Origin of the sequence: Chryseobacterium sp., assembly GCF_045629545.1 — a bacterium.
GTDB lineage: Bacteria > Bacteroidota > Bacteroidia > Flavobacteriales > Weeksellaceae > Chryseobacterium.
Window position 1 is genome coordinate 1 of record NZ_JAZQRK010000025.1, and the last position, 25,293, is coordinate 25,293.

Below are 25,293 nucleotides of genomic sequence, written 5' to 3' on the forward strand. Positions count from 1 at the left end.
AATAAAAAGAAAATATCTTCAATTGTACTTAAATGAGTTTGTTTATAAGCTGAATAGAAGATATTTTGGAGAAAAATTGTTTGATAGGCTCGTTATTGCTAATATTACAGGATTAGGTAAATAAACGGACAATCATTAAAAATTTATATAAGAAAAATATTAAGACTTCACTATTTTAACGGCAATCTCATAGACATTAGCCTGTTTTAGATATTTAGATCTTTCTCTTGAAGTAACTGATTCTAAATGATCATTCTTAATTACGATAATGGGATCTTCTGTATTTTCTATCTCAAAACTTGCCAAATATCTTTCCTCTGGACCAGTTTTGTCTAAACTTGCTTTTAGTTTTTGTAATTCGTCTGCATAATCCTTGAAGCCAGGGTCTGAAGAATGAATAAATTTATATTCTGCACCAGCCTCCACATGATAATGAAGTTTTTTTTCCACAAGACCTGCATGCGTATCGAACTGTGGATTGTCATTTCCATCTTTAAAACCTAGTTCTACCAATTCTCCATTTTGCTCCGTAGCATATTGCTCGGCAGCAGCAAAACTAGGAAATCCCGTATATAAAGTGTATGTTTCCAAATCATACTTATTCAATTTATCTTCAAAATTGCTTGTCTCCATAATTCATTTAATCTTTTAGTGAGCATAAATATATTCAAATTTTTTGCCACAAAGCAATATTTAAGGTTTATTTTAATTAAATTGATAAAATACTTATCTTTGAAATAGTTATTGATAAAAATGAAAAAACTCTTACTTACCCTATGTATCTTAGCACTAGTAGAAAACGTGCAAGCACAAGAAATTACTTTAGAAAAAATATATTCAGGATATTACCGAGGAAAAGGCATTGCAGGTATTGCTTCTATGAAAAATGGTGAAAACTATTTGGTGATAGAACCCAGTGGCATAGCCAAGTATTCTTATAAAACTTCACAAAAAGAGGGAAACTTGGTAGATGGAAACTTCCAAAGCTATGAGTTTTCTGATGATGAATCCAAAATTCTTTTGCTTAAAGACAGTCAATCTATTTACAGACGTTCATTTTTGGGTAAATATGATGTAAAAGATTTAAAGTCTGGAAAAACAATTAGCCTAAATGATGGAAATCCTGTACAAGAACCACGTTTCTCTCCTGACGCTACAAAAGTGGCTTTCGTAGCAGAAAATAATTTGTTTTATCAGGATTTAAATTCAGGTAAAATAACAAAAATCACCGAAAACGGACTTAAAAACAAAGTGCTTAACGGTCTTGCTGATTGGGTTTATGAAGAAGAATTCGGGCATGCAAGATTATTTGAATGGACCAAAAATTCTAGCGCCTTGGTATTTGTAGAACTTACAGAGACCGAAGTACCAGAAATCTTTATCCCGATCTATGGAAAGTCGCTTTATCCCTCTGAAATGCGATATAAATATCCAAAAGCTGGCGAAAAAAATGCAGTAGCAACTGCACAAATCTACCGTTTAGCAGATCAGAAAAAAGTACAGCTTAATCTGAATAGTTTTAAAAATTATTACATCCCGAACGTTTTCCAGACAGCAAACGCTGATGAGGTGATTTTGGTAACGTCGCAAAGAACTCAAAATGCATCAGACGTCATCAAAGTAAATACAAAAACAGGAGACGCTAAAAAATTATTTACAGAAACTGACGACAAGTGGATAGAAACCGATAATGTAACGCTAGAATTTTTAGATGACAATAGTTTTCTCTGGGCATCCGAGCGCGATGGAAACAGACATCTTTATTGGTATGATAAAGAAGGAAAACTGAAAAAGCAAGTAACCAAAGGCAATTGGGAAATCACAGATTATTATGGGTATAACCCAAAATCTAAAGAAATCTACGTTCAGACAACAGAAAAAGGAAGCATCAATAAAGTTATTTCTAAAATAAATATAGAAAACGGAAAATCTCAGCTTATTTCTAATGCCGAAGGTAACAACTCTGCCAACTTTAGCAAAAATTACAATTATTTCATAGAAACCTCATCTACAGCATCCAAGCCTAATACTTTTGTGCTAAAAGATGGAAATGGAAAAGCTATAAAAGAGCTTCAAAACAATAATGAGCAGCTTCAGAAACTGAAAGCAGACCAGTTTGTAGAAAAAGAATTCATGACGATTCCTAATGAAGTGGGAGATCAGATGAATACGTGGATTATGAAGCCTAAAAACTTTGATAAAAACAAAAAATATCCACTTTTCATGTTCCAATATTCAGGACCAGGTTCTCAGCAAGTTGCCAATTCTTGGGATAATGGTAATGCAATTTGGTTTAACCATTTGGTACAAAAAGGATATATCGTGGTTTGTGTAGACGGACGTGGAACAGGTTATAAAGGCACAAAATACAAGAAAGTAACGTATAAAAATTTGGGTAAATATGAGATTGAGGACCAAATAGCTGCGGCAAAATGGTTAGGAAATCAATCGTATATCGACAAATCTAGAATCGGTATCTTCGGATGGAGTTTCGGTGGTTATATGGCAAGTTTGGCGATGACTAAAGGAGCAGATGTTTTCAAAGCGGGAATTGCTGTGGCACCTGTAACCAATTGGAGATATTATGATTCTGTGTACACTGAAAGATTTTTGTTGACGCCACAAGAAAATCCTGCTGGATATGATGACAATTCTCCTACTACCTATGCTAATCTTCTGAAAGGTAAATTTTTACTAATTCATGGAACAGCGGATGATAATGTACATTTCCAAAATTCGATGGAGTTCGCTGAAGCTTTAATTCAGAACAAAAAACAATTCGAATTTATGGCTTATCCAGATAAAGACCACGGAATTTATGGTGGACAAACTAGACCACAGCTGTATCAAAAAATGACCGATTTTATTTTGAATAATCTTTAAAAATCATCAATAATTTCAAAATCATCCCTTTCAAATTGAACATGTGAGAGGGATTTTTGCATTAAAATCTTGCAAATACCACATCAAAATTTTGTTTTTAAAATTAAAAACCTATTTTTGAGAAATTTGAAAATTTACTATATGAAGACTAAACATCCTAAAGGCCTTCCCTATTTATTCTTCACAGAAATGTGGGAAAGATTTGGCTACTACCTTATCCTCGGAATTTTTGTACTGTACATGATCGACAGCGAAAATGGAGGACTGGCATTTGATGATAAAAATGCAGATGATATTTTTGGAACCTTTATCGCTCTTACTTATTTGACTCCATTTTTAGGTGGATTTTTAGCAGATAGAGTTTTGGGATATATAAAAGCCATATATATTGGTGGCTTCCTAATGGGATTAGGGTATTTGGGAATTGGATTTTTCAAAGATCTACCGATGTTTTATACTTCACTAACATTAATTATTATAGGAAATGGTTTCTTTAAGCCTAGTATTTCTACTCTTCTAGGAAACCTTTACAACGAAGAACCTTACAAAGCGAATAAAGATTCTGGGTATAATATTTTCTATATGGGAATAAATATTGGAGCATTTGTTTGTAATATTATTGCCGCTTTTATGCGTAACAAATATGGTTGGGGACCCGCTTTCATGACTGCTGGTGTAGGAATGTTTGTAGGGATGATTGTTTTTACCATTGGTAGAAGACATATATTACAAGCTAACGTTCTAAAACCTGCTCAAGAAGGTGATACCAAAATTTCGGATGTTTTGCTAAAAGTATTTTTACCAGCAGTAATATTCGGTCTTATCGGATGGATGATTCCAAATAATATTTTCGGAAGCGACTCTACAGATGCTTTTATCTTTGCTTGTATTCCGGTTATTTATTTTTACGTAATGCTTTATGTAAAAGCCAATACAGAAGACAAAAAACCAATTGGAGCTTTGTTGGCGATATTTGCAGTAAGTCTAATGTTTTGGGCTGTTTTCAAACAAAACGGAACTGCATTGACGCGTTGGGCAAATTATTACACCGATAGATCTGTGCCTTCTACCATTGACAAACCATTGGAAGCAATGTATTTGGTAGATAAAAAAGATTATCAAGATAAAGAAGTATCTGTATATGATAACCAATATCAAGTGCAAAAGAACGCTTCAGGTAATGCCATAAAAGAACAAGGAAAAGACATCTATTTCCGAAATGTATCAAGTGTTGAAAGAGCAAAATTGGAGGCTGAGCCTTCTCAAAATGTGAGTTTATACAATACAGAGTTATTTCAATCGATCAATCCAGGTTGGGTGATTCTTCTTACTCCAATTGTAGTAGCTTTCTTTATGATGTTAAGAAAAAAAGGTAAGGAACCAAGTACACCATCTAAGATTGTTTTAGGATTATTTATTTCTGCACTTTCGTGTCTGGTTATGGTAGGCGCTGTGTATGCAGGACAAAACGGTTTGATAAAAGTTTCGGCTTTATGGCTTGTAGCAGCTTATGGAGTGATTACCATCGGGGAACTTTGTTTATCTCCAATGGGACTTTCTTTAGTATCAAAATTATCTCCGCCAAGACTTACTGCATTGATGATGGGAGGATTTTTCTTATCAACATCTATCGGAAACAAACTTTCTGGAGTGTTAGCAAGTTTTTGGTACGATTATGACAACAAAGCGAATTTCTTTATTGTGAATTTTGGACTTCTACTTTTAGCAACCTTACTGGGATTGTCTATTTTAAAGAGACTCAACAAAATCATGAAAGAAAAAGGTGTAAGCTAGATTTTTAATATTAAACAAAACCAAGGGCTGCAATTATGATTGCAGCTTTTTTTCGTTATTATAGTATTATTACATTGTCAAAAACTCAAAAAAAACTATATTTGCTAGTCTTAACAAAAATTTAACAATACTATATGGATACTGTTCAGCAAAAGGGGCACCCAAAAGGTCTATACCTTTTATTCTTCACAGAAATGTGGGAGCGTTTTTCTTACTACGGAATGCGTGCAATTTTAATTCTTTATTTAACTAAAAAATTAATTGAAGGAGGTTTAGGAATGAGTGAGCAAAGTGCAACTTTGTTATACGGTTACTTTACTGGATTGGTTTATTTTACTCCACTTATTGGAGGTTGGCTTGCCGACAAATATTTAGGCAAACGTCTTGCTATTACCATTGGTGGTATCACCATGATGATTGGTCAGTTTGTATTGTTCGGAATGAATAATAATACCGGACTCTATATAGGTTTGGCTTTACTAATCATAGGAAACGGGTTCTTCAAACCTAATATCTCAACACTTGTAGGAGGCTTATATCCTGATGGTGACGACAGAAGAGATTCTGCATTCTCTATTTTCTATATGGGGATCAATCTTGGTGCACTTATCGCACCGTTTATCATAGGATATTTCACTGATAATTTATTTGCTACTACCAATAGTGATGGTTCTATTGCGTACGGATACAGATACGGATTCTTGGCTGCCGGTATAGGTATGCTGATAGGTCAGCTAGTCTTTAATGGTTTAGCAAAAAAATATTTAGGAGACCTTGGTCTAAAACCTGTTGGAGGAACAGAAGATGCAAAAGATGCTCCTGTTACTTCTGTAAACCCAATTACGGGTAAAACTCTTACCAAGCCAGAAGAAACACAAAGAATTTCTGTGATTTTTATCTTGTTCTTATTTGCGGTATTCTTTTGGGCAGGCTTCGAGCAGGCAGGTTCATCATTATCACTATACACAGATAAATTTATAGATAGAAATGTATTCGGATTTGAAATTCCTACTTCTTGGTTTCAATCAGTAAACCCAATATTCATTGTGACATTAGCACCATTATTTGCTATGTTTTGGAGTTCAAAATTGGGTAAAAAATTATCTACACCAGTAAAAATGGGTGTTGGTATGATTATCTTAGGAATAGGTTTCTGGTTTATGCTAGGTGCTGTGGCAGAACGTAACGCAAATGGAGACATTGCAGACATCGCCAACAAAGCAGGTATCATGTGGTTGATTATGACTTATCTTTTCCACACAATTGGTGAACTTTGTTTATCTCCAGTAGGTCTATCTGTAGTTACAAAATTGTCTCCACCAAAATTAGCTTCTATTTTAATGGCTGTTTGGATGCTTTCTTCTTCTATTGCCAACTTTATCGGAGGTTTCCTAGCTTCTGTTGTAGAAACTTTAGGAGCAGGACAAGTTTTCACTTACATCTCAGGTTTTGTTATTGTATGTGGACTACTGCTTGTTGTATTAAGCAAACCTATTACAAAAATGATGCATGGTGTAAAATAACATCATAGCAAAATATACTATATAAAACCATCGACTATTCGGTGGTTTTTTTTACATTCGTACATCTAAAATTCTTTTATGAACCTTACCCTAGACGAAATACAAAATTTTAAAGGAAAATATCCCAAACAAATTTGGAGTCTTTTCTTTTCTGAAATGTGGGAACGCTTTTGCTTCTACGGAATGCGCGGAATGTTGGTGTTCTTTATGATTTCTCAACTTAATTTTCATGAAAAAGAAGCCAATCTACAATATGCTGCAACCCAAGCATTTGTATATGCATTTACTTTTGTAGGTGGACTATTTGCAGATAAGATTCTAGGCTTTAGGAAATCTTTGTTTTGGGGAGGATTTTTAATGATTATCGGAAGCCTTATATTAGCCACAGATCCTCATACTTATTTCTTTTTGGGTATTGCATTTACTGTAGTAGGAACAGGTTTCTTTAAACCTAATATCTCTTCTATGGTCGGACAATTATACAAACCCAATGACTCCAGAGCAGATGCTGGCTTTTCATTGTTCTATGCAGGTATCAACTTAGGAGCGTTATTAGGTGGATATTTTTGTATTACTATTGGTAAAGGAGAAATGTTATCTCATCTCATTCCAGAAGATAAAAGATGGAATGTAGCCTTTGGTTTGGCTGCAATTGTAATGATTATTAGTTTAATCAACTTTTTATTCACTCAAAAAAGTTTAGGCACCATTGGTCTGCAGCCTGGACATCCAGATGCAGAAGTCAAAACAAAACCCATAGAAAAATGGCTAGAATATGGAATTTATATTTTATCTCTGCTATTTGTTCCACTGATCATGAAAATGGTATCAGTACCAGAATACACAGATTATTTTATGTGGATTGTAGGACCCTTAACGTTGATCTATCTATTTTATGAAATGACAAAAGTGACGGCTGCCGAGAGAAATAAGTTATGGGCAGCGCTTATCTTTATTTTATTTTCTATTGTATTTTGGGGAATATATGAGCAAAGTGGAGGTTCATTAAGTATATTTGCTGCAAAACATCTCAATAAAGATCTCTTAGGGTTAGATCCTAATGGTGTAAACAATTCTGGCGGCGCCTTCTTTATTATTTTCTTAGCTCCAATCATCGGTCTTTTGTGGATTTGGTTGAGTAAAAGAAAAATAGAGCCCAACACAATTATCAAATTTGGACTCGGGTTTATATTCTTAGGGTTAGGATATTATGTATTATTTGCTACGAGATTATTTTCAGATTTACAAGGGATTACTTCATTGAATTTCTTTACCATAGCATTATTAGTTATCACGTTGGGAGAACTTTGTCTCTCTCCTATAGGATTATCTATTATGACAAAATTAGCTTCCAAAAACCTACAAGGTATGATGATGGGAATGTGGTTTCTAGCCTCTGCTTATGGACAATATGTAGCGGGTATTATTGGAGCAAGTTTGGTTACAGCAAAAGAAGGTGCATCTAGCTATGAAGTTCTTCTTACCTACACAGAAGGTTACAAGCAACTTGGATTATATGCAGTAATTGCCGGTGTGGTATTGATTTTGATATCTCCTATTGTTAAAAAGCTAATGCAAGAAGTAAAATAGGAATGAGTTCCCAATAAAAAACACCATCTCGTTATGAAAAAAGTAATTAGTATTCTATGTTTCTTCGTTATGAGTCTCAGTTTTGCGCAAGTAAAATGGATGACTATGGAGGAGGCAGTAAATGCACAAAAAATACAACCAAAAAAAATACTTGTAGATTTCTATGCAGATTGGTGTGCGCCTTGCAAAACTATGGAGAAAAATACATACGGAAATCCCGTAATCGCAGATTTTTTAAATCAAAATTTTTATCCTGTAAAGTTTAATGCTGAAGAAAAAAAGACCATTGAAATTTTTGGCAGAAAATTTACAAATCCTAATACTCCACAGAAAAAAGGAAGAAACTCTCTGCATGATTTTACCCAATTTATGAACGTAGGATCTGTGCCAAGTACAGTGTTTCTAGATGAAGCTGGTGGACCAATCACGATATTACAAGGAGAATTATCTGCAAAAGAATTGGAACCTTATTTATCTTTAATTTCAGAAAATTTGTACAAAAAAATAAAAACCAGACTAGAGTGGGAAGATTATCAAAAGAAATTTAAATCAAACATAAAAGAATAATTCCAATTATTTTTAAAACTAAAGCTTTCAGAATTGAAAGCTTTTTTAATTTGTAAATTTTCCCGAAATTCGTACTTTCTAACAAAACTTATCTTTTTGACATTAGAAACCTCCATAGAATACCTAAAAGGCATCGGCCCAGATCGCGCCAAACTCATCAAAAATGTGTTGGGTATCTCTACTGTAGAAGACTTTTTGCACTTCTATCCTACTCGATATATTGATAAGAATAAAGTGTATCAAGCTGGAAATTTAGAAGAATCGAGTGTGGAAATTCAATTGAAAGGGAGAATAAGTAATGTACAAGAAATCCTCACTGGGAAAGTAAAAAGGCTTTCGGCAAAATTTAATGATAGTACTGGAAGCATAGATTTGGTGTGGTTTCAGTATTCAAAATGGTTGAAAGAGCAAATTCCCGTTAACCGTGAGGTTTTTATTTTTGGTAAAATTAATGCCTTCAATCATCAGTTTTCTATGCCTCATCCAGAGATAGAATTAGATGAGAACAAGGAAAAAGACAATCGTCTAAGACCGATCTATCCAAGTTCTGAAAAACTCACGAAAAGAGGACTTACGCACAAATATTTTCAAACTATATTAAGAAATATTTGTAAAGAAATCCCTAATTTAATACAAGAAAATTTCCCAGAATATCTTATTCAATCTCAACAGTTTTTGTCGAGACAACAGACTTATCTTAATATCCATTTTCCAGAAAATGTAGAAATATTAGAGAAGGCAAATTACCGTTTGAAGTTCGAAGAATCCTTTTTTTTCCAATTGGGATTTGGGCTAAAACGTATTCATCAGAAGACAAAATCTTTCGGAAATCCGTTTCCCATCATTGGAGATCAGTTCAAAGATTTCTATGAAAATCATATCCCTTTTGAACTCACCAATGCTCAAAAAAGAGTGCTAAAGGAACTCCGTTTGGATATGAGAAAACCAACGCAAATGAATCGTCTTTTGCAAGGTGATGTAGGTTCTGGGAAAACTATGGTGGCACTTCTTACCATGCTGATGGCTTTGGATAATGGCTTTCAAAGTTGTCTAATGGCTCCAACTGAGATTCTAGCACAACAACATTATGCGGGCATCAAAGAACTTTTAGAAAACACCAATATCAACATTAGAATCCTTACCGGATCTACTAGAATTGCCCAAAGAAGAATAATCCACGAAGAACTGGAAAACGGCGAACTCTCCATTTTGGTTGGTACACATGCAATTTTGGAAGATAAGGTGAAATTCAAAAACTTAGGCTTGGCGATTATCGATGAGCAACATCGCTTTGGTGTGGCACAAAGAGCTAAACTTTGGGCTAAAAATAACATTCCACCGCATATTTTGGTGATGACGGCTACTCCAATTCCTAGAACCTTGGCAATGAGTTTTTATTCGGATCTTGATGTTTCTGTGATAGACGAAATGCCTGTGGGAAGAAAACCCATTATCACTGCACATAGAAGAGAAAAAGACCGCGCTTATGTATATAATTTTTGCAAAGAAGAAATACAAAAAGGCAGACAAGTGTATTTCGTGTATCCATTGATAGACGAATCTGAAACTTTAGATTACAAAAACTTAGTAGAAGGTCTAGAACACGTTATGCAATCTTTCCCAGATTACAATACAACCATGTTGCATGGGAAAATGAAACCCGCAGAAAAAGATGCAGCGATGAATTATTTTGCCTCCGGAAATGCAGAAATTATGGTAGCTACAACAGTAATTGAAGTGGGCGTAAATGTTCCTAACGCTTCTGTAATGGTGATAGAAAGTGCAGAAAGATTCGGGCTTTCTCAACTTCATCAGCTTCGTGGACGTGTGGGAAGAGGCGCCGAACAAAGCTACTGTATCTTGATGACATCGGATAAAATGACCACCGAAAGCCGTACACGTATAAAAACAATGACGGAAACTAATGATGGTTTCAAAATATCTGAAGTAGATATGCAACTTCGTGGCCCTGGAGATATCTTGGGGACCCAACAAAGTGGTGTTATCGACTTTAAAAAGCTAGATTTGGTACACGATTCTGATATTATTAAAAATACAAAAGCTCTTGTTGATAAAATTCTAGAAGCTGATGTGAATCTCTCCAAACCTGAAAATTCCACAATTAGAAGTTACTATTTGCAACAATACAAAGGGAAAAATAAGTGGAGTAAGATTTCTTAATTTTAAAATTTAATTTCCATTAAATAATCATCCATTACATAACCATTCCCGATTTCAAAAACACCTTCATCGTAAACTGAAAAACCCTGAGATTGATAAAATTCTTTGGCTGCATTATTTTTATTTACGGCTAAAATAATTCTACTATCACCAAATTCTTTTGTTTTTTCAACAAGAAACTCTAATGCCTTTTTACCAAAACCTTTACCTTTACTTTCTGGAACTAAATAAATTCTGTGCAGCTTTGTTGTGTTAGTTTCATACTGATTTTCATAGCCTACAAAACCTTCAAAAGATTGATTTGCCTCATCGAAAACCAAATAATAATGATAATTGAGTTGAGACAATTGATATCGCAGTTCCTCCTGAGAATACATGGTAGCCAGCATATATTCTAGTTGCTCTTTCGATAGAATATTGGCGTACGCATTTTCCCAAGATCTTCTTGCCAAATCTTGAATTAAAGAAATATTTTCTTCTGTTGCTTTAATTAATTTCATATTATTAAATGAGAGTTAAACACTTGATGCACAAATATTATAGATCAATTCTTAAAAATATTTCAGACCGTATTTGAGCGAAAATCAAAGATTTTCAAAACTAATGTGTTCTAAATATCTTCAGACATACTAATTAAAAAACTAATGTGACTAATGTGTCAGAAAAATATTTAAAATTAAAAAAGTGAAAAGACCTGCGCCTTTTCACTTTAAAATGTATTTAAAAATAGCAATTACAGAGTTGCCATTTCTTCTTTTATTTTAGCATAAAGCGCATCAGATGCAGGAATAAGTGGTAATCTTAAATAATTTTTAATGATACCTTTTTCCGCTAATACAGCTTTGATACCACATGGGTTTCCTTCAGCAAAAATAAGACGAGTAATCTCTACCAATTTATTGTGAATTTCATATGCTTCTTTCACTTTACCATCAAAAGCCAATTGTACCATTGTAGAAAACTCCTTTGGATATCCTTGTCCGATTACAGAAATTACACCATCTCCACCAGCCAAGGTTACAGGAAGTGTGTACTCGTCATCACCAGATACAAGAGAAAAACCTTCTGGTTTCTTTCTTAGAATATCAAAATACTGAAGAATATTGGGTGCTGCTTCTTTTATCAAACATAGGTTTGGAAATTCTTTTGCCAAACGCAATGTAGTAGACGCTTCCATATTTTGTCCTGTTCTAGAAGGTACATTGTACATAATGATCTTCTTACCCGTAGAAGCCAACAATTTGTAATGTTGGTAAAGTCCTTCTTGGCTTGGTTTGTTGTAGTAAGGAGAAACCGATAATACCGCATCAAATGCTGACAAATCTGTTTCTTCTATCTGTTTTTTAACCTCCAACGTATTGTTTCCTCCTATACCTAAAACCAGTGGCAAACGTTTATTATTAACCTTAATGATATGCTTTACTACCTGTTTCTTCTCCTCATCAGAAAGCGTTGCAGCCTCTGCTGTTGTACCCAAAACTACTAGATAGTTGATCCCATTGTCGATATTGAATTCTACAAGTTTTGTTAAACTTTCAAAATCTATCGATAAATCTTCATTAAATGGTGTTACCAATGCAACCCCAACTCCTTTTAAAATGCTCATCTTAAGAATTATTTTTTTTCAAATTTAATAATTTAGACTAAGAAATTATCATATTTACTGATGTTTTATTATACATATAATTATATTTGCATATACTAAAAGAAATTATGAAAAATAGATTCTTGTTATTAGGAATTGCTTTGGTAGCACTAACATCATGCAAAACATCGTCTTTACATGTAAATAATGTGCAACCTCATCAAAACATTTCTATTAATAGCGAACTAAAGAATGACGAGGAAATTGCCAATATCATCATCCCTTACAAAGAGAAATTAGATAAAGAGATGAACCAAAAAATCTCTTCTACCCTAGTAGATCTTACTAAACAAGGTGATAATAGCAATCTGGGAAATCTTTTGGCAGATTACACATTTGATGGTGCTGATATTTGGGCAAAAACTAATCTTAAAAAAGACGTAGATGCAGCTTTAATCAATATTGGCGGGATACGTACTACCATTGGTAAAGGAGATATCACATTGAAAAATGTATTTGAAGTGATGCCTTTTGAAAACGAAGTGATTATCATTAAAATGAAAGGTTCTGATCTAGATGGCCTTTTCGAATATTATGCTAGACACAAAGTGAATAATCCTGTTTCACATTTATACCTAGAGACAGATCATGAGCAAATTGTAAAAACATTGGTGAACGGTAAAGAGGTAGATAGAAATAAAGAATATTATATTGCTACCTCAGATTATCTAGCTTTAGGTGGTGATAATATGAAGTTTTTTTTGAAGGGAGAAGCAATTCCTACAGGAATTAAACTCAGAGAATTATTCATAGAATACTTCAAAAAGAATTCTAATATCAATCCAAGTGAAGATATCCGTCTCAATTTTAAGAATAAGAAGTAATGAATAGAAAGAGTTTTTTAAAAACAGTGGGTGGTGGAACTTTAGCAATGGCTTTAGCTCCAAATTTGATGATGGCAGAAGAGTTGAATACCAGTATATTTAAATCTTCTAATAAACTAACTATTCTACATACTAACGATCAGCATAGTAGGATTGAACCCTTCGATGCGAGTTATACGAAAAACCCTAATCAAGGTGGTTTTGCTAGAAGAGCAAGTTTGATACAGCAAATCCGTAGTCAAGAAAACAATGTTTTGCTTCTAGATTCTGGAGATATTTTTCAAGGAACACCTTATTTCAACTTTTTTGGTGGAGAATTGGAGTTTAAATTGATGTCTATGATGAGGTATGATGCTTCTACCATGGGGAATCATGATTTTGATAATGGCTTGGATGGTTTTCTAAAAGCCTTACCCAATGCTCAGTTCCCTTTCTTGTGTTCTAATTATGATTTTAAAAATACCATACTAGACGGTAAAACTTTAAATTATAAGATATTTAATAAAAACGGAATCAAGGTTGGGATTTTCGGAGTTGGGATAGAACTAGACGGACTTGTAGGAAAAAAACAATACGGCGAAACCATCTATAACGATGCTGTAGAAGTAGCACAGCACTACTCTAACTTCCTAAAGAAAGAGCAAAAATGCGATCTTGTAATTTGTCTTTCCCACATTGGTTACCAATATAAAGATGAACCAGAAAAGTTGTGCGATAAAATATTGGCTGCTAAAACAGAAAATATAGACATTATCTTGGGTGGTCATACGCATACTTTCTTACCCGCACCACAAATCTTTAAAAACAGAGAAGGCAAAAATGTACTGGTAAACCAAGTTGGTTGGGCTGGTCTTCTTCTAGGCAGAATAGATTTCTTTTTTGATTCTAATAAAAACGTACAAAATATTACTTGGAACAACCAAGCAATTGATAGCAGTATAATAGCATAATATGAAAAAACTCTCTTTACTTTCTTTAGGTATTTTGGCATCTATTCAAACGATCAGTGCGCAAAATATTTCTTCAAAAAAATGGGCAGACTTGTTTTCCTACAACAATGTTCTCGCCATGAAGGATGACAACGGAAAAGTGGTTGCCGCTACAGAAAACGGAGTGTTTTATTATACATTATCTTCAGGGGAGATTACAAAATTGTCTAAAGCCAATGGCTTACACGACGTGAAAATTTCTGCTTTCGATTATAATCCTCAAACAAAAATAGGATTGGTAGGCTACCAAAATGGTTCTATGGATGTGATCACCTCTTCGGGGGTTACCTACATCGTAGATATTCCTATCGCAACAGGTTATAATGGAAGTAAAAAAATAAACCATATATCAATTACAGGCGATAAAGCGGTAGTTTCATCAGGATACGGAGTTTCTATATTCGATCTAAAAAAGAAAGAATTTGGAGATTCCGCATTCTTTGTTGCGGGCGGCGTCTACGAAGCGAGTAAAGAAGCTACCCTTATCGATAATAAAGTTTTCGCTGTTACCAATACGGGTTTGAAAACGCATGAGATGAATACCACTTTTCCTGTTTTTTCTACTTGGACAACGGCTGTAGCAGGTAATTTCAATCATATCGATTCGGAATCTGCACTTGTTTTTTCTAATGCCAATTCTGCTTACATTTATAATAATGGTGTAGCAACTGCTCTACCACAAACATTTGGAAATATTTCAGATATTGTGGTAAATCCAGATAATATTATTGTAACAGATGGTAGCAGAATATACAATTACAATATCAACGGAACTTATGCCGGAACGGTTACCGTAGGTGAAGAATGTAATACTGCCACAAAAATAGGCTCCAAAATCTACTGCGGAACAAAACTTTCTGGGATAAAAACAGAGGATAATGTAATCTACAAACCAGACGGACCCTACTTTAATTATTCATATAAGATTAGATTACTCAATGATAATCAACTATTGGTATCATCTGGAGGAAGAGCAGATGGGTTTAACCTCAACCTTTATAATCCTAAAAACCCTGGCTTCTACTATTTCAATGGTACCGAGTGGATCTATTCTAGTTATTTCGTGGGTTCTACTACTTCTTTTAATGTATTGGATGCTATTGCAGATCCTGCAAAACCAGAAGAAGTATTTTTCACCAATTATAATAATGCAACGGGACATGGTATTTATAAAATGAAATACAATGGTACAAGTAAGGATTTTGATTATGTTAAATATTACGATTTAGGATTAGTGCCATCCTCACACCCATTGTACAATTATATGAACAGGCCTGTAGGATTTGCATCCGACGACCAAAATAATCTTTTTGCAAGTATTGCTTTTGCGGGAGATAATACTGCAACACCAGGTTTTGCGTACTACGATAGAGCTACAGACAATTTTATTATAAAATATATTACAGGTTTTACCAGCAATGGTATGCAACAGCCCGTTTATGCGAATAATTTATTCTGGATTCCATTACCACGTTCACAAAACTTTATGGTCTATGATACCAAAAATTCTCAAAGCATAACAGACGATACCACTACCATTTTAGGCTCATCTAATGGTTTTCCTGCAAACTCGGGAGGTACACTTTCTTTCTCTATGGACAAATCTGGAGATGCATGGATAGGTACAGATAGTGGACTAAGAATTTTGTCTAATGCTGCATCTCAATACAATAATAGCCCAGTGCTAAAACCAATTGTTATAGACCAAGGCAATATCGCAGAAGAACTCTTCAGAGATGCACAGATATTGCAGATAGAAACCGATGGTGGAAACCAAAAGTGGGTTTCTGTAGACGGTGGTGGCGTTTATTATCTATCGGCATCTGGAGAAAAAACACTGAAACATTTTACCAAAGAAAACTCGCCACTTCCTACCAATACGGTGACGGATATTAAGGTAGATAACAAGACCGGAAAAGTATATTTTGTGACGTATGACGGTATTGTCACCTATCAGGGTGATGTTGCAGACGTAAACTCTGGCTTCGGCAATGTATTGGTATATCCCAATCCGGTAGTAGCTTCACAGTTTAAAGGCAACGTTACCATCAAAGGTTTGGCAGAGAAAACCAACATTAGAATTACGGATGTTGCAGGTAATATTGTACATTCTGCGGTAGCTAGATCTGGATATTATGAGTGGAACCTAAATAACCAAAAAGGCAAAAGAGTAGCATCAGGTATCTATTTTGTTTTGATGACCAATGAAGATGGAAGCGACAAAGCCACGGCGAAAATTGCAGTTGTCAACTAGATGGTTTCTCAAAATGTTTTTTTGCTTTCTTTTGTAAAATACGGAGAAAACGACGTTATCCTACACTGTTTTACGCAAGAGGAAGGGTATCAATCTTATTTTATGAAGGGTATCTATACCAAGAAAAATAAGAAGAAAGCATTTTTATCTCCATTGCATCATCTCACACTTTTCATTAGATCTACCAAGATGGGAAGCATGCAGACTGCCACCAAGTTTGAGCTGGTAGATAAGCATGAAACCAATACCGATATAAAATCCAATACTGTAGTTTTTTTCCTTGCAGATTTTCTAAATCAAATTGTTAGGTTAGAAAATAAAAATAGCATCATCTACCAATCCATACAAGAAGTTGTAGCAGAGCTGCACCAAAAGAATTATCAGGCGCATCTTATTTTTTTGGTGAAAATTTTGCAAATTCAGGGTTTTGCGCCTCTTTTAGCAGACGAAATATATCTAAATCCCGAAACGGGCACCTTTTCCTCTCAAAGTAGTAATGCTTTATTTGATGAAGAAATTAGCAAAATTTGGAAACTAATATTAGAAGCACAAAACCCTTACGAAGTAAAAATTCCATCTGCTATGAGGAAACACTTTTTGGATAGCTTACTTTTGTTTTATCAGTATCACCTTACCGATTTCAAAATACCACAATCTTTGGAAATTATTCAGCAGATATTCGAATAGATTTTTATCATGAAAGGAGTTATTCTTCTAATTTTATTTTTCTTTTTATATTTATATTAAACCACATTATCACTTTACAAATGCGTTTTATACGAGGGTATTCTACGTGTTGCAGGATGCGAGCATTGTAACATAGGATGCGCGCATGGTTTTATAGTAGGCGCACTTGGTTCTGCACTATACTTGCATGGTTTTTTAGGATGCGCGCATGGTTCTACACTATGCGCGCATGGTAAAAGACTAAGCCAAAGAGGTTAAGGAACGTAGAAATACACGTTCAGCACGTAGTACGCATGGTCAACAGACGTCAAGCGCATGGTTCGGGACGTCCAAATACCCGTCCGGAACGCCAAACGCATGGTTATACAACCATGCACGCATAGTAAAAGACGTGGAGCGCATGGTTCGGAACGTAGACGGACACGTTCGGAACGTCAAGCGCATGGTTCGGGACGTCGAAATACCAGTTCGCGACGCCTAACGCATGGTTACACAACCATGCACGCATAGTAAAACACGTGTTTCCATGGTTTTCAACATATTCAGCATGGTTCTGGACATGATATGCTTCCTTCTAAAATAACTGGAGATCTTGACAGTAAATTTAATTTTAGTGAAAAAGATTAAAACTCGTCAAGATTGAGATGGATTTTCATCCTTTGGCATTTCGGTTTCAGATTTTGCCATTTGAGTTTCGGAGAATCTTGGTTGTAAAATTTTAGCGATAAGTCCAGTCCAGCCTGTTTGATGAGAAGCTCCTACTCCACGTCCATTGTCCCCGTGGAAATATTCGTAAAATAAAATATAATCTTTAAACGCTGGATCGGTCTGAAATTTCAGATTATCTCCGTTAAACGGTCTGTTTCCTTCTTTATCTTTTAAAAATAATTTGGATAAACGGTTTCTCAGCGCATCAGCAATTTGGTTGAGGTTGGAGAAATTACCGCTACCCGTAGGATATTCTACCAAAAAATCTGGACTGTAATAGAAATAAAAACGCTGAATACTTTCTATAACTAAAAAATTGATGGGAAACCAAATCGGTCCACGCCAATTGCTATTACCTCCGAAAAGTCCACTATCACTTTCCGCTGGTGTGTATTTAACGGTATAATCTGTTCCTTCTAAATTGAGGTGAAACGGATTTTCTTCATATTCTTTGGATAATGCCCGAATCCCATAATCACTCAAAAACTCGTTTGGATTTAGCATTCTGCTCAGTAATTTCTTGAGGCGATGACCTCTCAGAAGAGATAGCAAATGCTTGGAGTTTTCACCTTTTATTTCCCAATGAGACACTAGGGCTGCCAATTCGGGTTTATTTTGTAGCACCCAAGTCATCCTTCTTTTGAAATTGGGTAATTTTTCTATCATTTCATCGTCTATCACTTCTACGGCAAACATCGGAATCAGCCCAACAATAGTTCTTAGTTTTAGGTATTTGTGATCGCCATTATCCGTAGCAATTGCATCGTAGAAAAACTCATCTAGCTCGTCCCAAAGGCTGAAGCTTTCTTCTTCCATATTATCTAAAGCATTCGCGATGTACAGAAAATGCTCGAAAAATTTGGTTGCCATTTCCTCGTACACCTTATTGTACATTGCCAATTCTAGGGAAATCCTCATCATATTGAGAGTAAACATCGCCATCCAACTTGTACCATCAGATTGTTCTAGATGTTCGCCGTCGGGTAATCTTGTATTTCTATCGAAAACGCCAATATTATCCAAACCTAGAAATCCACCTTCGAAGATATTGTTGCCATTTTCATCTTTTTTGTTCACCCACCAAGTAAAATTCATGAGTAGTTTTTGGAAAGCACTTTCTAGAAATTGAAGATCTGGTTTGCCATTGAGGTATTCGTCTATTTTGAACACCCGAAATACCGCCCAAGCGTGTACTGGAGGGTTTACATCACTGAAATTCCACTCGTATGCTGGTAATTGTCCATTGGGATGCATATACCATTCGGCAAGAAAAAGTTTGAGCTGATGTTTTGCAAAATCCGCATCTATAAGGGCAAAACTAATGGTATGAAACGCCAAATCCCAGCTTGCATACCAAGGATATTCCCATTTATCGGGCATAGAAATAATATGCTCGTTGTTAAGGTGTTTCCAATCGTGATTTCTTATTTTTTCTCTGGCTGGAGAAGGTTTTATCTGTGCAGGATCGCCCTTTAGCCATTTCTCTACATTATAATGGTAGAACATTTTGTTCCAAAGCATGCCTGCAAAAGCTTGTCTTTGTACCAACTTTTCGTCTTCAGATTTTATTTCTTTCTGAATTTCAGCATAAAACTCGTCTGCTTCTTTATTTCTAAGGGCAAATATTTCTTCGAAATCTAAAAATGGATTGTCGAGATTTTGATCCGTAAGTCTAAATTCGAAGGTTTTTGTTTCTTTAGATTTAAATTCTACATCGTTGAAAAAAGAGGCTTTAGTCCCGATTTTTTCAGGATTGACGGCTTTTGAATTACCATTAATTACAAAATCGTTGATGCCATCTTTGCAATATTTTGAAGTATTAGGAGCGTGATAAAGTCGCTCATTATTGGTTTCATTATCACAGAAAAGTATTTCAGTTTCCTGATGAGCGTATAGATTTTTGATATCTAAATCTTTATGTTCAACTTGAATAGTATTTTTATTTTTTGAACTCAGTTTTGGTTTGTAGTCATCATAGCCCCAACTCCAAGTATTCCTAAACCAAAGCGTTGGTAAAATTACCAAAGACGCTTTCTCCGAAGAATGATTGGTAACAGTAAGTTTGATTAAGATATCGCTAGGTCCGTTTTTGGCGTATTCTATAAACAGATCGAAATAGTCGTCTTTATTAAAAATCCCAGTGTCTATCAGCTCATATTCTAATTCTTCTTTGCTTCTTTCTGCATTGGTTTTCCTAAGGTCGTCATAGGGAAACGGATTTTGAGGATATTTGTACAACATCTTCATATAAGAATGCGTAGGCGTAGAATCTAGATAATAGAAATATTCTTTCACATCTTCGCCATGATTGCCTTCGCCATTGGTAAGCCCGAAAAATCTTTATTTTACCAAATGATCTTTCTTGTTCCAAAATCCGAATGAAAAGACCAATTGTTGCAAATCGTCACAAATTCCGCCAATGCCTTCTTCTCCCCAACGGTAGGTTTTCGCCTCGGCGGTATCGTGGTTGGTATAGTTCCAAGCATCTCCGTTGTCGCTATAATCTTCCCTTACGGTTCCCCAAGCTCGGTTGCTAACGTAAGATCCCCATTTTTTCCAAGAGATTTCCTGAAGTCTGTTTTTTTCGGAACTCATAGTTTCTTTTTGTGTTGAATGTTTTGAGGACTGCCTTGCGCCCCGGATTGAACGGCGTGTTTGAGCTCTTTTTGTAAGCTTGGAGAAAGTAATGGCACAAAAAAGCGAGTAGTGAAAGCCGGAATCGCGCGCCAAAAGACTATCCTCCCGTAGAAAAACTCTCGAATGTCGTCATCCCTCCATCTACGAAAATGCTAGCGCCCGTGATATAATCTGACATATCGCTCGCCAGAAAAACAGCTAGGTTCCCAATATCCTGCGGTTGCCCAATGCGATTGTAAGGGATAAGTGTAAGGAGATCGTTGAGTGCTTCGGGCGTATTCCAAGCGTTGGTGTTGATTGGCGTTTGAATAGCGCCTGGACAAATAGAATTGACCCTGATTTTATCGGCTCCATATTCTTGTGCCAAAGTTTGCATCATCATCTTGATGGCACCTTTGCTAGAAGCATAATTGGCGTGTCCTGCCCAAGGAATAATTTCGTGTACAGAGCTGATATGAATAATTTTTCCGCAAGCTACAGAACGTTTGGTATCTATCCCACGGCGAAGAAACTCTTTGATGGCTTCTCTTGCGCACAAAAATTGTCCTGTAAGATTGATCCCTATAACGGCATTCCATTGATCGAGCGTCATTTCTGTGAATTTTGCGTCTTTTTGGATACCTGCATTGTTTACCAAAATATCTACAGTCCCAAGCTGGGAAACGACATCTTGAAACATAGAAATCACCTGATTTTCTTGCGAAACATCGCATAGATAAACGATTCCGTTGCCACCAGCATCTGTAATTTCTTTGAGAATAGAGTTGGCTTTATCTAACGATTTATCGGATGAATAATTTACAACGACGGTAGCACCTGAAGATGCTAAGGATTTTGCCACGCCAGCTCCGATTCCGCTAGAAGCTCCGGTAACAATGGCGACTTGATTTTTGAGTGAAATTTCCATAAAAAGTTGATTTGGTGATCATCAAAGTTAAAGGAAATAATCGCTCCAAAAGAGGAAAAAAAGTTTAAATTTTTATTAAAATTAAACTCAAGTTCTACTAATGATGATAAATATCTTCGTACATCACACCTGCACGAATTTCTATCGGCAATTTGTTTTCTTCTGGTACAATTGGGCAATTATAATCGAATGCATTGTATGCACAATAAGGATGATATGATACATTGAAATCTAAAACGATGGTATCACCAGAAGGTACTTTAAGATCTAAATATTTTCCTCCACCGTAGGTTTCTTTGTTGTTGGTAGCATCACGAAAGGGTAAGAAAAGGTAATCTTTGTATTCTTCTTTTTTTATTAAATCTAAACTTTGATACAATGTTAGAGTATGAGTCCGTCCATTAAGTTCGAATGTGGCTTTGCCATACTCTTGATACACTTTGGATTTGCCAGAAGATGTAGGCAGATCAAAAGGTTGAGGATTTTCTGTTTTTACAAACTTCGCTGTTACTTTATAATCTAGATTGATTGGAAAAAATGGATGTTTCTTGAAATGAGTAAAATTATCACCTCGTAGTGGGCTTTTCTTTTCATTACGGTATTCTGCATTCAGTTCTTTTTGAAATTTCTTAATGATTTTGCGGTCATTTTTAGGGTTGCTCGTTTGTGAAAAAGCAAATATAGGAAGTGCAAAAAGTAGAAAAAGAATATATTTTTTCATAATGAATGGAATAAGAAAGGAAATAAAAGTAGAAAATAAAATTTCTAAGAAAGTATAGAAAAATTAATCTGAAATTTTGATTCTATAGATATCCGAGGAATTTCTTTTGATAGATTTCACATAAAACCCACCTTCCTCGGGGATCACTTCCTTGAAATCGAAACTTGTACAGTCTTTGGGAAGTCCTGTAAATACAAGAGTAAACCAAAAATCCTTCATGAATGGAACTGGTGTCCATTGTGGATAGATTGAAATATTTTCTGAATGAATAAGTTTGCTCTGGTGAGAAGAATTGTTGTCTATAAGCACCGTAGAGTTCCAGATTCTAATAAGGTTTCCCAAAAATGGCGAAGCAGGAAAACAGCAATGTACAATGACTTGCTTTTCTTCTTCTATCTTCGTTTTCAGAGATTCTAGAAGTTGTTTTTCTATAATGGGTTTTACAATAGTTTCAGCCACGAGGTTGGGATCGATACAAAAAAATAAGATTTACCGCAAAGTTACCAAAAGATCATTCGCGATAAATCTTAGATTATTTTATTTAGTAGTTTAATTCTAATTTTTCTTTGGAGTAGTCTCTTAATTTTTGAGCTAATTCTGGATTATCAGCTAATTTTTGACCGTATGACGGAACCATTTGTAATAATTTTTCTCTCCATTCTCCATTGATTTTTTCTGGGAAACATTTTTGCAATACATCTAGCATTGCGTATACTGCTGTAGAAGCTCCTGGTGAAGCACCTAGTAGTGAAGCAATAGTTCCTTGTTTGTTTACCACAACCTCAGTCCCGAATTCTAGCTTTCCACCTAGTTTATCATCTTTTTTAATAACTTGTACACGTTGTCCTGCAACTTTGATTTCCCAATCTTCGTCTTTCGCATCTTTTACAAATTCTCTAAGGTGTTGAAGTCTCTGAGATTTCGTCATTGCAACTTGTTGAACAAGATATTTGGTAAGAGGAATATTGTGCCACCAAGCTCCGAATAGAGATTTGATGTTTTTTGTGTTTACACTATCTGGTAAATCTAAGTAACTTCCTTCCTTAAGGAATTTGGTAGAGAATCCTGCAAATGGACCGAAAAGCAATGCTTTTTTACCATCAATAATTCTTAAGTCTAAGTGAGGCACAGACATTGGCGGTGCATCTACTGTAGCTTGTGTATATACTTTTGCTTGGTGTTTTTCTACTAATTCTTGGTTATGACTTACCAACCACTCTCCAGAAACTGGGAAACCACCGTAACCTTCGCTTTCTTTGATCCCTGAACTTTCTAGTAATTGTAGCGCATACCCACCAGCACCTATAAATACAAAATCTGCATTTACTTGTTGCTTGTGACCTTTCGTTCTATCTTTCACTTTCAAATCCCAAGAACCGTTAGCTCTTGCATCGATATCTTTTACTTCATGGTATAAGAAAACATCTACTTTAGAATCTTGTAGTAAGTGTCTTCCCATTTTTCTAGTAAGACTACCAAAGTTGATATCTGTACCCAACTCTGACCGAGAAGCTGCTAAAACCTCATTAGGATTTCTTTTGCTCATTACCAAAGGAATCCATTCCTTAAGTTTTTCATGATCCATTGTGAACTCCATATCTTTGAAAAGTGGAGACTTGATCATCGTATCAAAACGAGTTTTAAGGTATTTGGCATCATTCTCACCAAAAACCAAGCTCATGTGTGGACATGCATTGATAAACTCTTGAGGCGTATCGATATATTTTTTATCAACTAAATAAGACCAAAACTGTTTTGAAATTTCAAATTGTTCAGCGATTTTTTCAGCTTTAGTAATATCTACGCTTCCATCTTCATTTTCTGGGGTATAGTTCAACTCACAAAAAGCTGAATGACCTGTACCAGCATTGTTCCAAGCTGCCGTACTCTCTTTGGCAAACCTTCCTAATCTCTCGAAAATTGCGATTTCTAGATTGGGATCGAACTCATGAAGCATCGTAGCTAAAGTTGTACTCATTATTCCGCCACCTATCAAAACAACATCGTATTTTGGTTTTGGCGTTCTACTTAAAAGTGTATGTGGCATACCGTATATTTTATACTACAAATTTCCGTAAAACTTTTAAATTAAGCACGTGTTTATGGTTTTTTAAGTAGGTAAATTTTCGTTATTTTTGTAATTCTCACAGATTATCGTTACATTTCTATAGTTTATTTATAATAACTATTACTACAATTTATTTTATTTACCAATTATACTTGTATATCCCAATATATAAGCATTAGTAAAAAAAAATACTGATGCAAAAATTTCGTCATTTAATATGAGATTAATTTAATTTGGCTGTTAATTTTTTAAATTGTTTTTCAGCATTTTTACCTTCGTATAAAATTCCGTAGATTGTATCTACTATTGGAAGCTCTAGATTCTTGGATTTTGCAGTTTTGTAGATAGAATCTGCCGCATAATATCCTTCAGCAATCATATTCATAGATTGAATGGCTGATTTCACTGTATATCCTTTCCCAATAAGATTACCTAAACTTCTATTTCTGGAGAACAGTGAATACGCAGTTACCAGCAAATCTCCAAGATATGCACTTTCATTAACGTCTCTAGGTGCTTCATATATTGCTTCTAAGAAGGTTTCCATCTCACGAATTGCATTGGAAACAAATACCGCAATAAAGTTATCACCATATCCCAATCCGCTAGCAATACCAGCACCAATGGCAAAAATATTCTTCAAGATAGCACTATACTCGTTCCCCAAAACATCTTTACTAGGATTTACTTTGATAAAATCTGAACTGAAAACTTGTAATAATTTTTTGGAAACATCTTCTTCCACAGTGGCTATGGTAAGATAAGACAATCTTTCCATCGCTACTTCTTCAGCATGACAAGGGCCTGCAATAACTGCTTGATTTCTGATTCCTATTTTGAATTCTGATTTTAGATATTCTGCTACAACATCATTTACTTTTGGGATAATTCCTTTGATGGCAGAAACAAATATTTTGCCTTGATACTCGCACGTCATTTTTTCCATGGCGTCAGATAGATAAATTGATGGTGTTGCCAATACTACAACATCACAAGCAGAAACAAGCTCATTGATATCAGTGGTTAGTTTGAGGTTTTTTTGGTTAAAATTAACAGCTGTGAGATAGTTTGGATTGTGACCACGAAGTTCTATGGCACCCTTCACAAATTCGCTTCTCACGCACCAATGTACAATTTTGCAGTTTTCAACAAGCATCTTTACAATAGCTGTTGCAAAACTTCCGCTTCCCACCACCCCAACTGAGATTTCAGCCTTCGATATTTTCGAGTTTGAAGATTCTAAAATTGTTTTCTTTTTTGTCATAATTAAAATGTGAACTGCAAATATATTAAAACAAAGATTGATGGTATCTTA

At 35.1% G+C, this 25,293-nt stretch carries 18 protein-coding genes and 2 pseudogenes; 11 read left to right on the forward strand and 9 right to left on the reverse strand.

Features of this window, described 5'->3' with window-relative positions; translation table 11 throughout:
• A pseudogene (locus tag ACKI42_RS05005) lies at nt 1-124 on the forward strand (IS1595 family transposase); the annotation flags it as partial.
• A 35-nt stretch (nt 125-159) separates the two neighbouring features.
• Here ACKI42_RS05005 and ACKI42_RS05010 read toward each other — a convergent pair.
• Nucleotides 160-633 carry a hypothetical protein gene (locus ACKI42_RS05010; protein WP_407403084.1) on the reverse strand — a complete coding sequence of 158 codons (474 nt, stop codon included), beginning with the start codon at nt 631-633 and terminating at the stop codon, nt 160-162.
• Between the two features lie 120 nt (nt 634-753).
• Between ACKI42_RS05010 and ACKI42_RS05015 the strand changes: the two genes are divergently transcribed.
• The 6 genes from ACKI42_RS05015 (at nt 754) to recG (ending at nt 10,538) form a co-directional block, all read left to right on the forward strand.
• Nucleotides 754-2,883: a DPP IV N-terminal domain-containing protein gene (locus ACKI42_RS05015; RefSeq protein WP_407403086.1), complete on the forward strand. Its 2,130-nt coding sequence runs from the start codon at nt 754-756 to the stop codon at nt 2,881-2,883.
• Nucleotides 2,884-3,024: 141 nt separating this feature from the next.
• Nucleotides 3,025-4,677, forward strand: a complete 1,653-nt coding sequence (locus tag ACKI42_RS05020) for a peptide MFS transporter (protein ID WP_407403088.1) — start codon at nt 3,025-3,027, stop codon at nt 4,675-4,677.
• A gap of 134 nt (nt 4,678-4,811) precedes the next feature.
• Nucleotides 4,812-6,200: a peptide MFS transporter gene (locus tag ACKI42_RS05025; protein WP_407403090.1), complete on the forward strand. Its 1,389-nt coding sequence runs from the start codon at nt 4,812-4,814 to the stop codon at nt 6,198-6,200.
• A 78-nt stretch (nt 6,201-6,278) separates the two neighbouring features.
• Complete coding sequence (locus tag ACKI42_RS05030; protein WP_407403092.1) at nt 6,279-7,790, forward strand: peptide MFS transporter; 1,512 nt, start codon at nt 6,279-6,281, stop codon at nt 7,788-7,790.
• A gap of 33 nt (nt 7,791-7,823) precedes the next feature.
• Nucleotides 7,824-8,357: a thioredoxin family protein gene (locus ACKI42_RS05035; protein WP_407403094.1), complete on the forward strand. Its 534-nt coding sequence runs from the start codon at nt 7,824-7,826 to the stop codon at nt 8,355-8,357.
• A gap of 96 nt (nt 8,358-8,453) precedes the next feature.
• Nucleotides 8,454-10,538, forward strand: a complete 2,085-nt coding sequence (recG, locus tag ACKI42_RS05040) for an ATP-dependent DNA helicase RecG (protein WP_407403096.1) — start codon at nt 8,454-8,456, stop codon at nt 10,536-10,538.
• Nucleotides 10,539-10,540: 2 nt separating this feature from the next.
• On the opposite strand, the gene ACKI42_RS05045 is transcribed toward recG, so the two are convergent.
• Entirely contained in the window at nt 10,541-11,038 is a 498-nt protein-coding gene (locus ACKI42_RS05045; RefSeq protein ID WP_407403098.1) for a GNAT family N-acetyltransferase, read from the reverse strand.
• Between the two features lie 233 nt (nt 11,039-11,271).
• The gene (gene dapA / locus ACKI42_RS05050; protein WP_407403100.1) at nt 11,272-12,144 is read right to left on the reverse strand and encodes a 4-hydroxy-tetrahydrodipicolinate synthase; all 873 of its coding nucleotides are present in this window, start codon (nt 12,142-12,144) and stop codon (nt 11,272-11,274) included.
• Nucleotides 12,145-12,251: 107 nt separating this feature from the next.
• On the opposite strand from dapA, the gene ACKI42_RS05055 reads away from it, so the two are divergent.
• Genes ACKI42_RS05055 through recO form a run of 4 tightly spaced genes read left to right on the forward strand, consistent with a single transcriptional unit; the run spans nt 12,252 to nt 16,937 of the window.
• A complete protein-coding gene (locus ACKI42_RS05055; RefSeq protein WP_407403101.1) occupies nt 12,252-13,007 on the forward strand; it encodes a 5'-nucleotidase C-terminal domain-containing protein in 756 nt (251 codons plus the stop codon).
• A complete protein-coding gene (locus ACKI42_RS05060) occupies nt 13,007-13,957 on the forward strand; it encodes a bifunctional metallophosphatase/5'-nucleotidase (protein WP_407403103.1) in 951 nt (316 codons plus the stop codon). Before ACKI42_RS05055 ends, ACKI42_RS05060 begins: the two co-directional genes overlap by 1 nt.
• 1 nt (nt 13,958) lies before the next feature.
• A complete protein-coding gene (locus ACKI42_RS05065; protein WP_407403105.1) occupies nt 13,959-16,250 on the forward strand; it encodes a T9SS type A sorting domain-containing protein in 2,292 nt (763 codons plus the stop codon).
• Nucleotides 16,251-16,937: a DNA repair protein RecO gene (gene recO / locus ACKI42_RS05070; protein WP_407403107.1), complete on the forward strand. Its 687-nt coding sequence runs from the start codon at nt 16,251-16,253 to the stop codon at nt 16,935-16,937.
• A 633-nt stretch (nt 16,938-17,570) separates the two neighbouring features.
• On the opposite strand, the pseudogene ACKI42_RS05075 reads toward recO, so the two are convergent.
• From ACKI42_RS05075 to ACKI42_RS05100, 6 genes and pseudogenes are all read right to left on the reverse strand, one after another.
• Nucleotides 17,571-20,240: pseudogene (locus tag ACKI42_RS05075) on the reverse strand (MGH1-like glycoside hydrolase domain-containing protein).
• 139 nt (nt 20,241-20,379) lie between these two features.
• Nucleotides 20,380-21,189, reverse strand: a complete 810-nt coding sequence (locus ACKI42_RS05080) for a glucose 1-dehydrogenase (RefSeq protein WP_407403108.1) — start codon at nt 21,187-21,189, stop codon at nt 20,380-20,382.
• A 97-nt stretch (nt 21,190-21,286) separates the two neighbouring features.
• Complete coding sequence (locus tag ACKI42_RS05085; protein WP_407403110.1) at nt 21,287-21,910, reverse strand: DUF1684 domain-containing protein; 624 nt, start codon at nt 21,908-21,910, stop codon at nt 21,287-21,289.
• Nucleotides 21,911-21,973: 63 nt separating this feature from the next.
• Nucleotides 21,974-22,369 carry a hypothetical protein gene (locus ACKI42_RS05090; protein ID WP_407403112.1) on the reverse strand — a complete coding sequence of 132 codons (396 nt, stop codon included), beginning with the start codon at nt 22,367-22,369 and terminating at the stop codon, nt 21,974-21,976.
• An 82-nt stretch (nt 22,370-22,451) separates the two neighbouring features.
• Nucleotides 22,452-23,957, reverse strand: a complete 1,506-nt coding sequence (gene mqo, locus ACKI42_RS05095) for a malate dehydrogenase (quinone) (RefSeq protein WP_407403114.1) — start codon at nt 23,955-23,957, stop codon at nt 22,452-22,454.
• A gap of 244 nt (nt 23,958-24,201) precedes the next feature.
• Nucleotides 24,202-25,242 carry an NAD(P)H-dependent glycerol-3-phosphate dehydrogenase gene (locus tag ACKI42_RS05100; protein ID WP_407403116.1) on the reverse strand — a complete coding sequence of 347 codons (1,041 nt, stop codon included), beginning with the start codon at nt 25,240-25,242 and terminating at the stop codon, nt 24,202-24,204.
• Nucleotides 25,243-25,293 lie beyond the last annotated feature (51 nt).

Excerpts from the sequence above, each read along its gene's own strand:
- ACKI42_RS05010 (WP_407403084.1), bottom strand. The coding sequence starts at position 633 with ATGGAGACAAGCAATTTTGAAGATAAATTGAATAAGTATGATTTGGAA.
- ACKI42_RS05015 (WP_407403086.1), top strand. The coding sequence starts at position 754 with ATGAAAAAACTCTTACTTACCCTATGTATCTTAGCACTAGTAGAAAAC.
- ACKI42_RS05020 (WP_407403088.1), top strand. The coding sequence starts at position 3,025 with ATGAAGACTAAACATCCTAAAGGCCTTCCCTATTTATTCTTCACAGAA.
- ACKI42_RS05025 (WP_407403090.1), top strand. The coding sequence starts at position 4,812 with ATGGATACTGTTCAGCAAAAGGGGCACCCAAAAGGTCTATACCTTTTA.
- ACKI42_RS05030 (WP_407403092.1), top strand. The coding sequence starts at position 6,279 with ATGAACCTTACCCTAGACGAAATACAAAATTTTAAAGGAAAATATCCC.
- ACKI42_RS05035 (WP_407403094.1), top strand. The coding sequence starts at position 7,824 with ATGAAAAAAGTAATTAGTATTCTATGTTTCTTCGTTATGAGTCTCAGT.
- ACKI42_RS05045 (WP_407403098.1), bottom strand. The coding sequence starts at position 11,038 with ATGAAATTAATTAAAGCAACAGAAGAAAATATTTCTTTAATTCAAGAT.
- dapA (WP_407403100.1), bottom strand. The coding sequence starts at position 12,144 with ATGAGCATTTTAAAAGGAGTTGGGGTTGCATTGGTAACACCATTTAAT.
- ACKI42_RS05055 (WP_407403101.1), top strand. The coding sequence starts at position 12,252 with ATGAAAAATAGATTCTTGTTATTAGGAATTGCTTTGGTAGCACTAACA.
- ACKI42_RS05060 (WP_407403103.1), top strand. The coding sequence starts at position 13,007 with ATGAATAGAAAGAGTTTTTTAAAAACAGTGGGTGGTGGAACTTTAGCA.
- ACKI42_RS05065 (WP_407403105.1), top strand. The coding sequence starts at position 13,959 with ATGAAAAAACTCTCTTTACTTTCTTTAGGTATTTTGGCATCTATTCAA.
- recO (WP_407403107.1), top strand. The coding sequence starts at position 16,251 with ATGGTTTCTCAAAATGTTTTTTTGCTTTCTTTTGTAAAATACGGAGAA.
- ACKI42_RS05080 (WP_407403108.1), bottom strand. The coding sequence starts at position 21,189 with ATGGAAATTTCACTCAAAAATCAAGTCGCCATTGTTACCGGAGCTTCT.
- ACKI42_RS05085 (WP_407403110.1), bottom strand. The coding sequence starts at position 21,910 with ATGAAAAAATATATTCTTTTTCTACTTTTTGCACTTCCTATATTTGCT.
- mqo (WP_407403114.1), bottom strand. The coding sequence starts at position 23,957 with ATGCCACATACACTTTTAAGTAGAACGCCAAAACCAAAATACGATGTT.
- ACKI42_RS05100 (WP_407403116.1), bottom strand. The coding sequence starts at position 25,242 with ATGACAAAAAAGAAAACAATTTTAGAATCTTCAAACTCGAAAATATCG.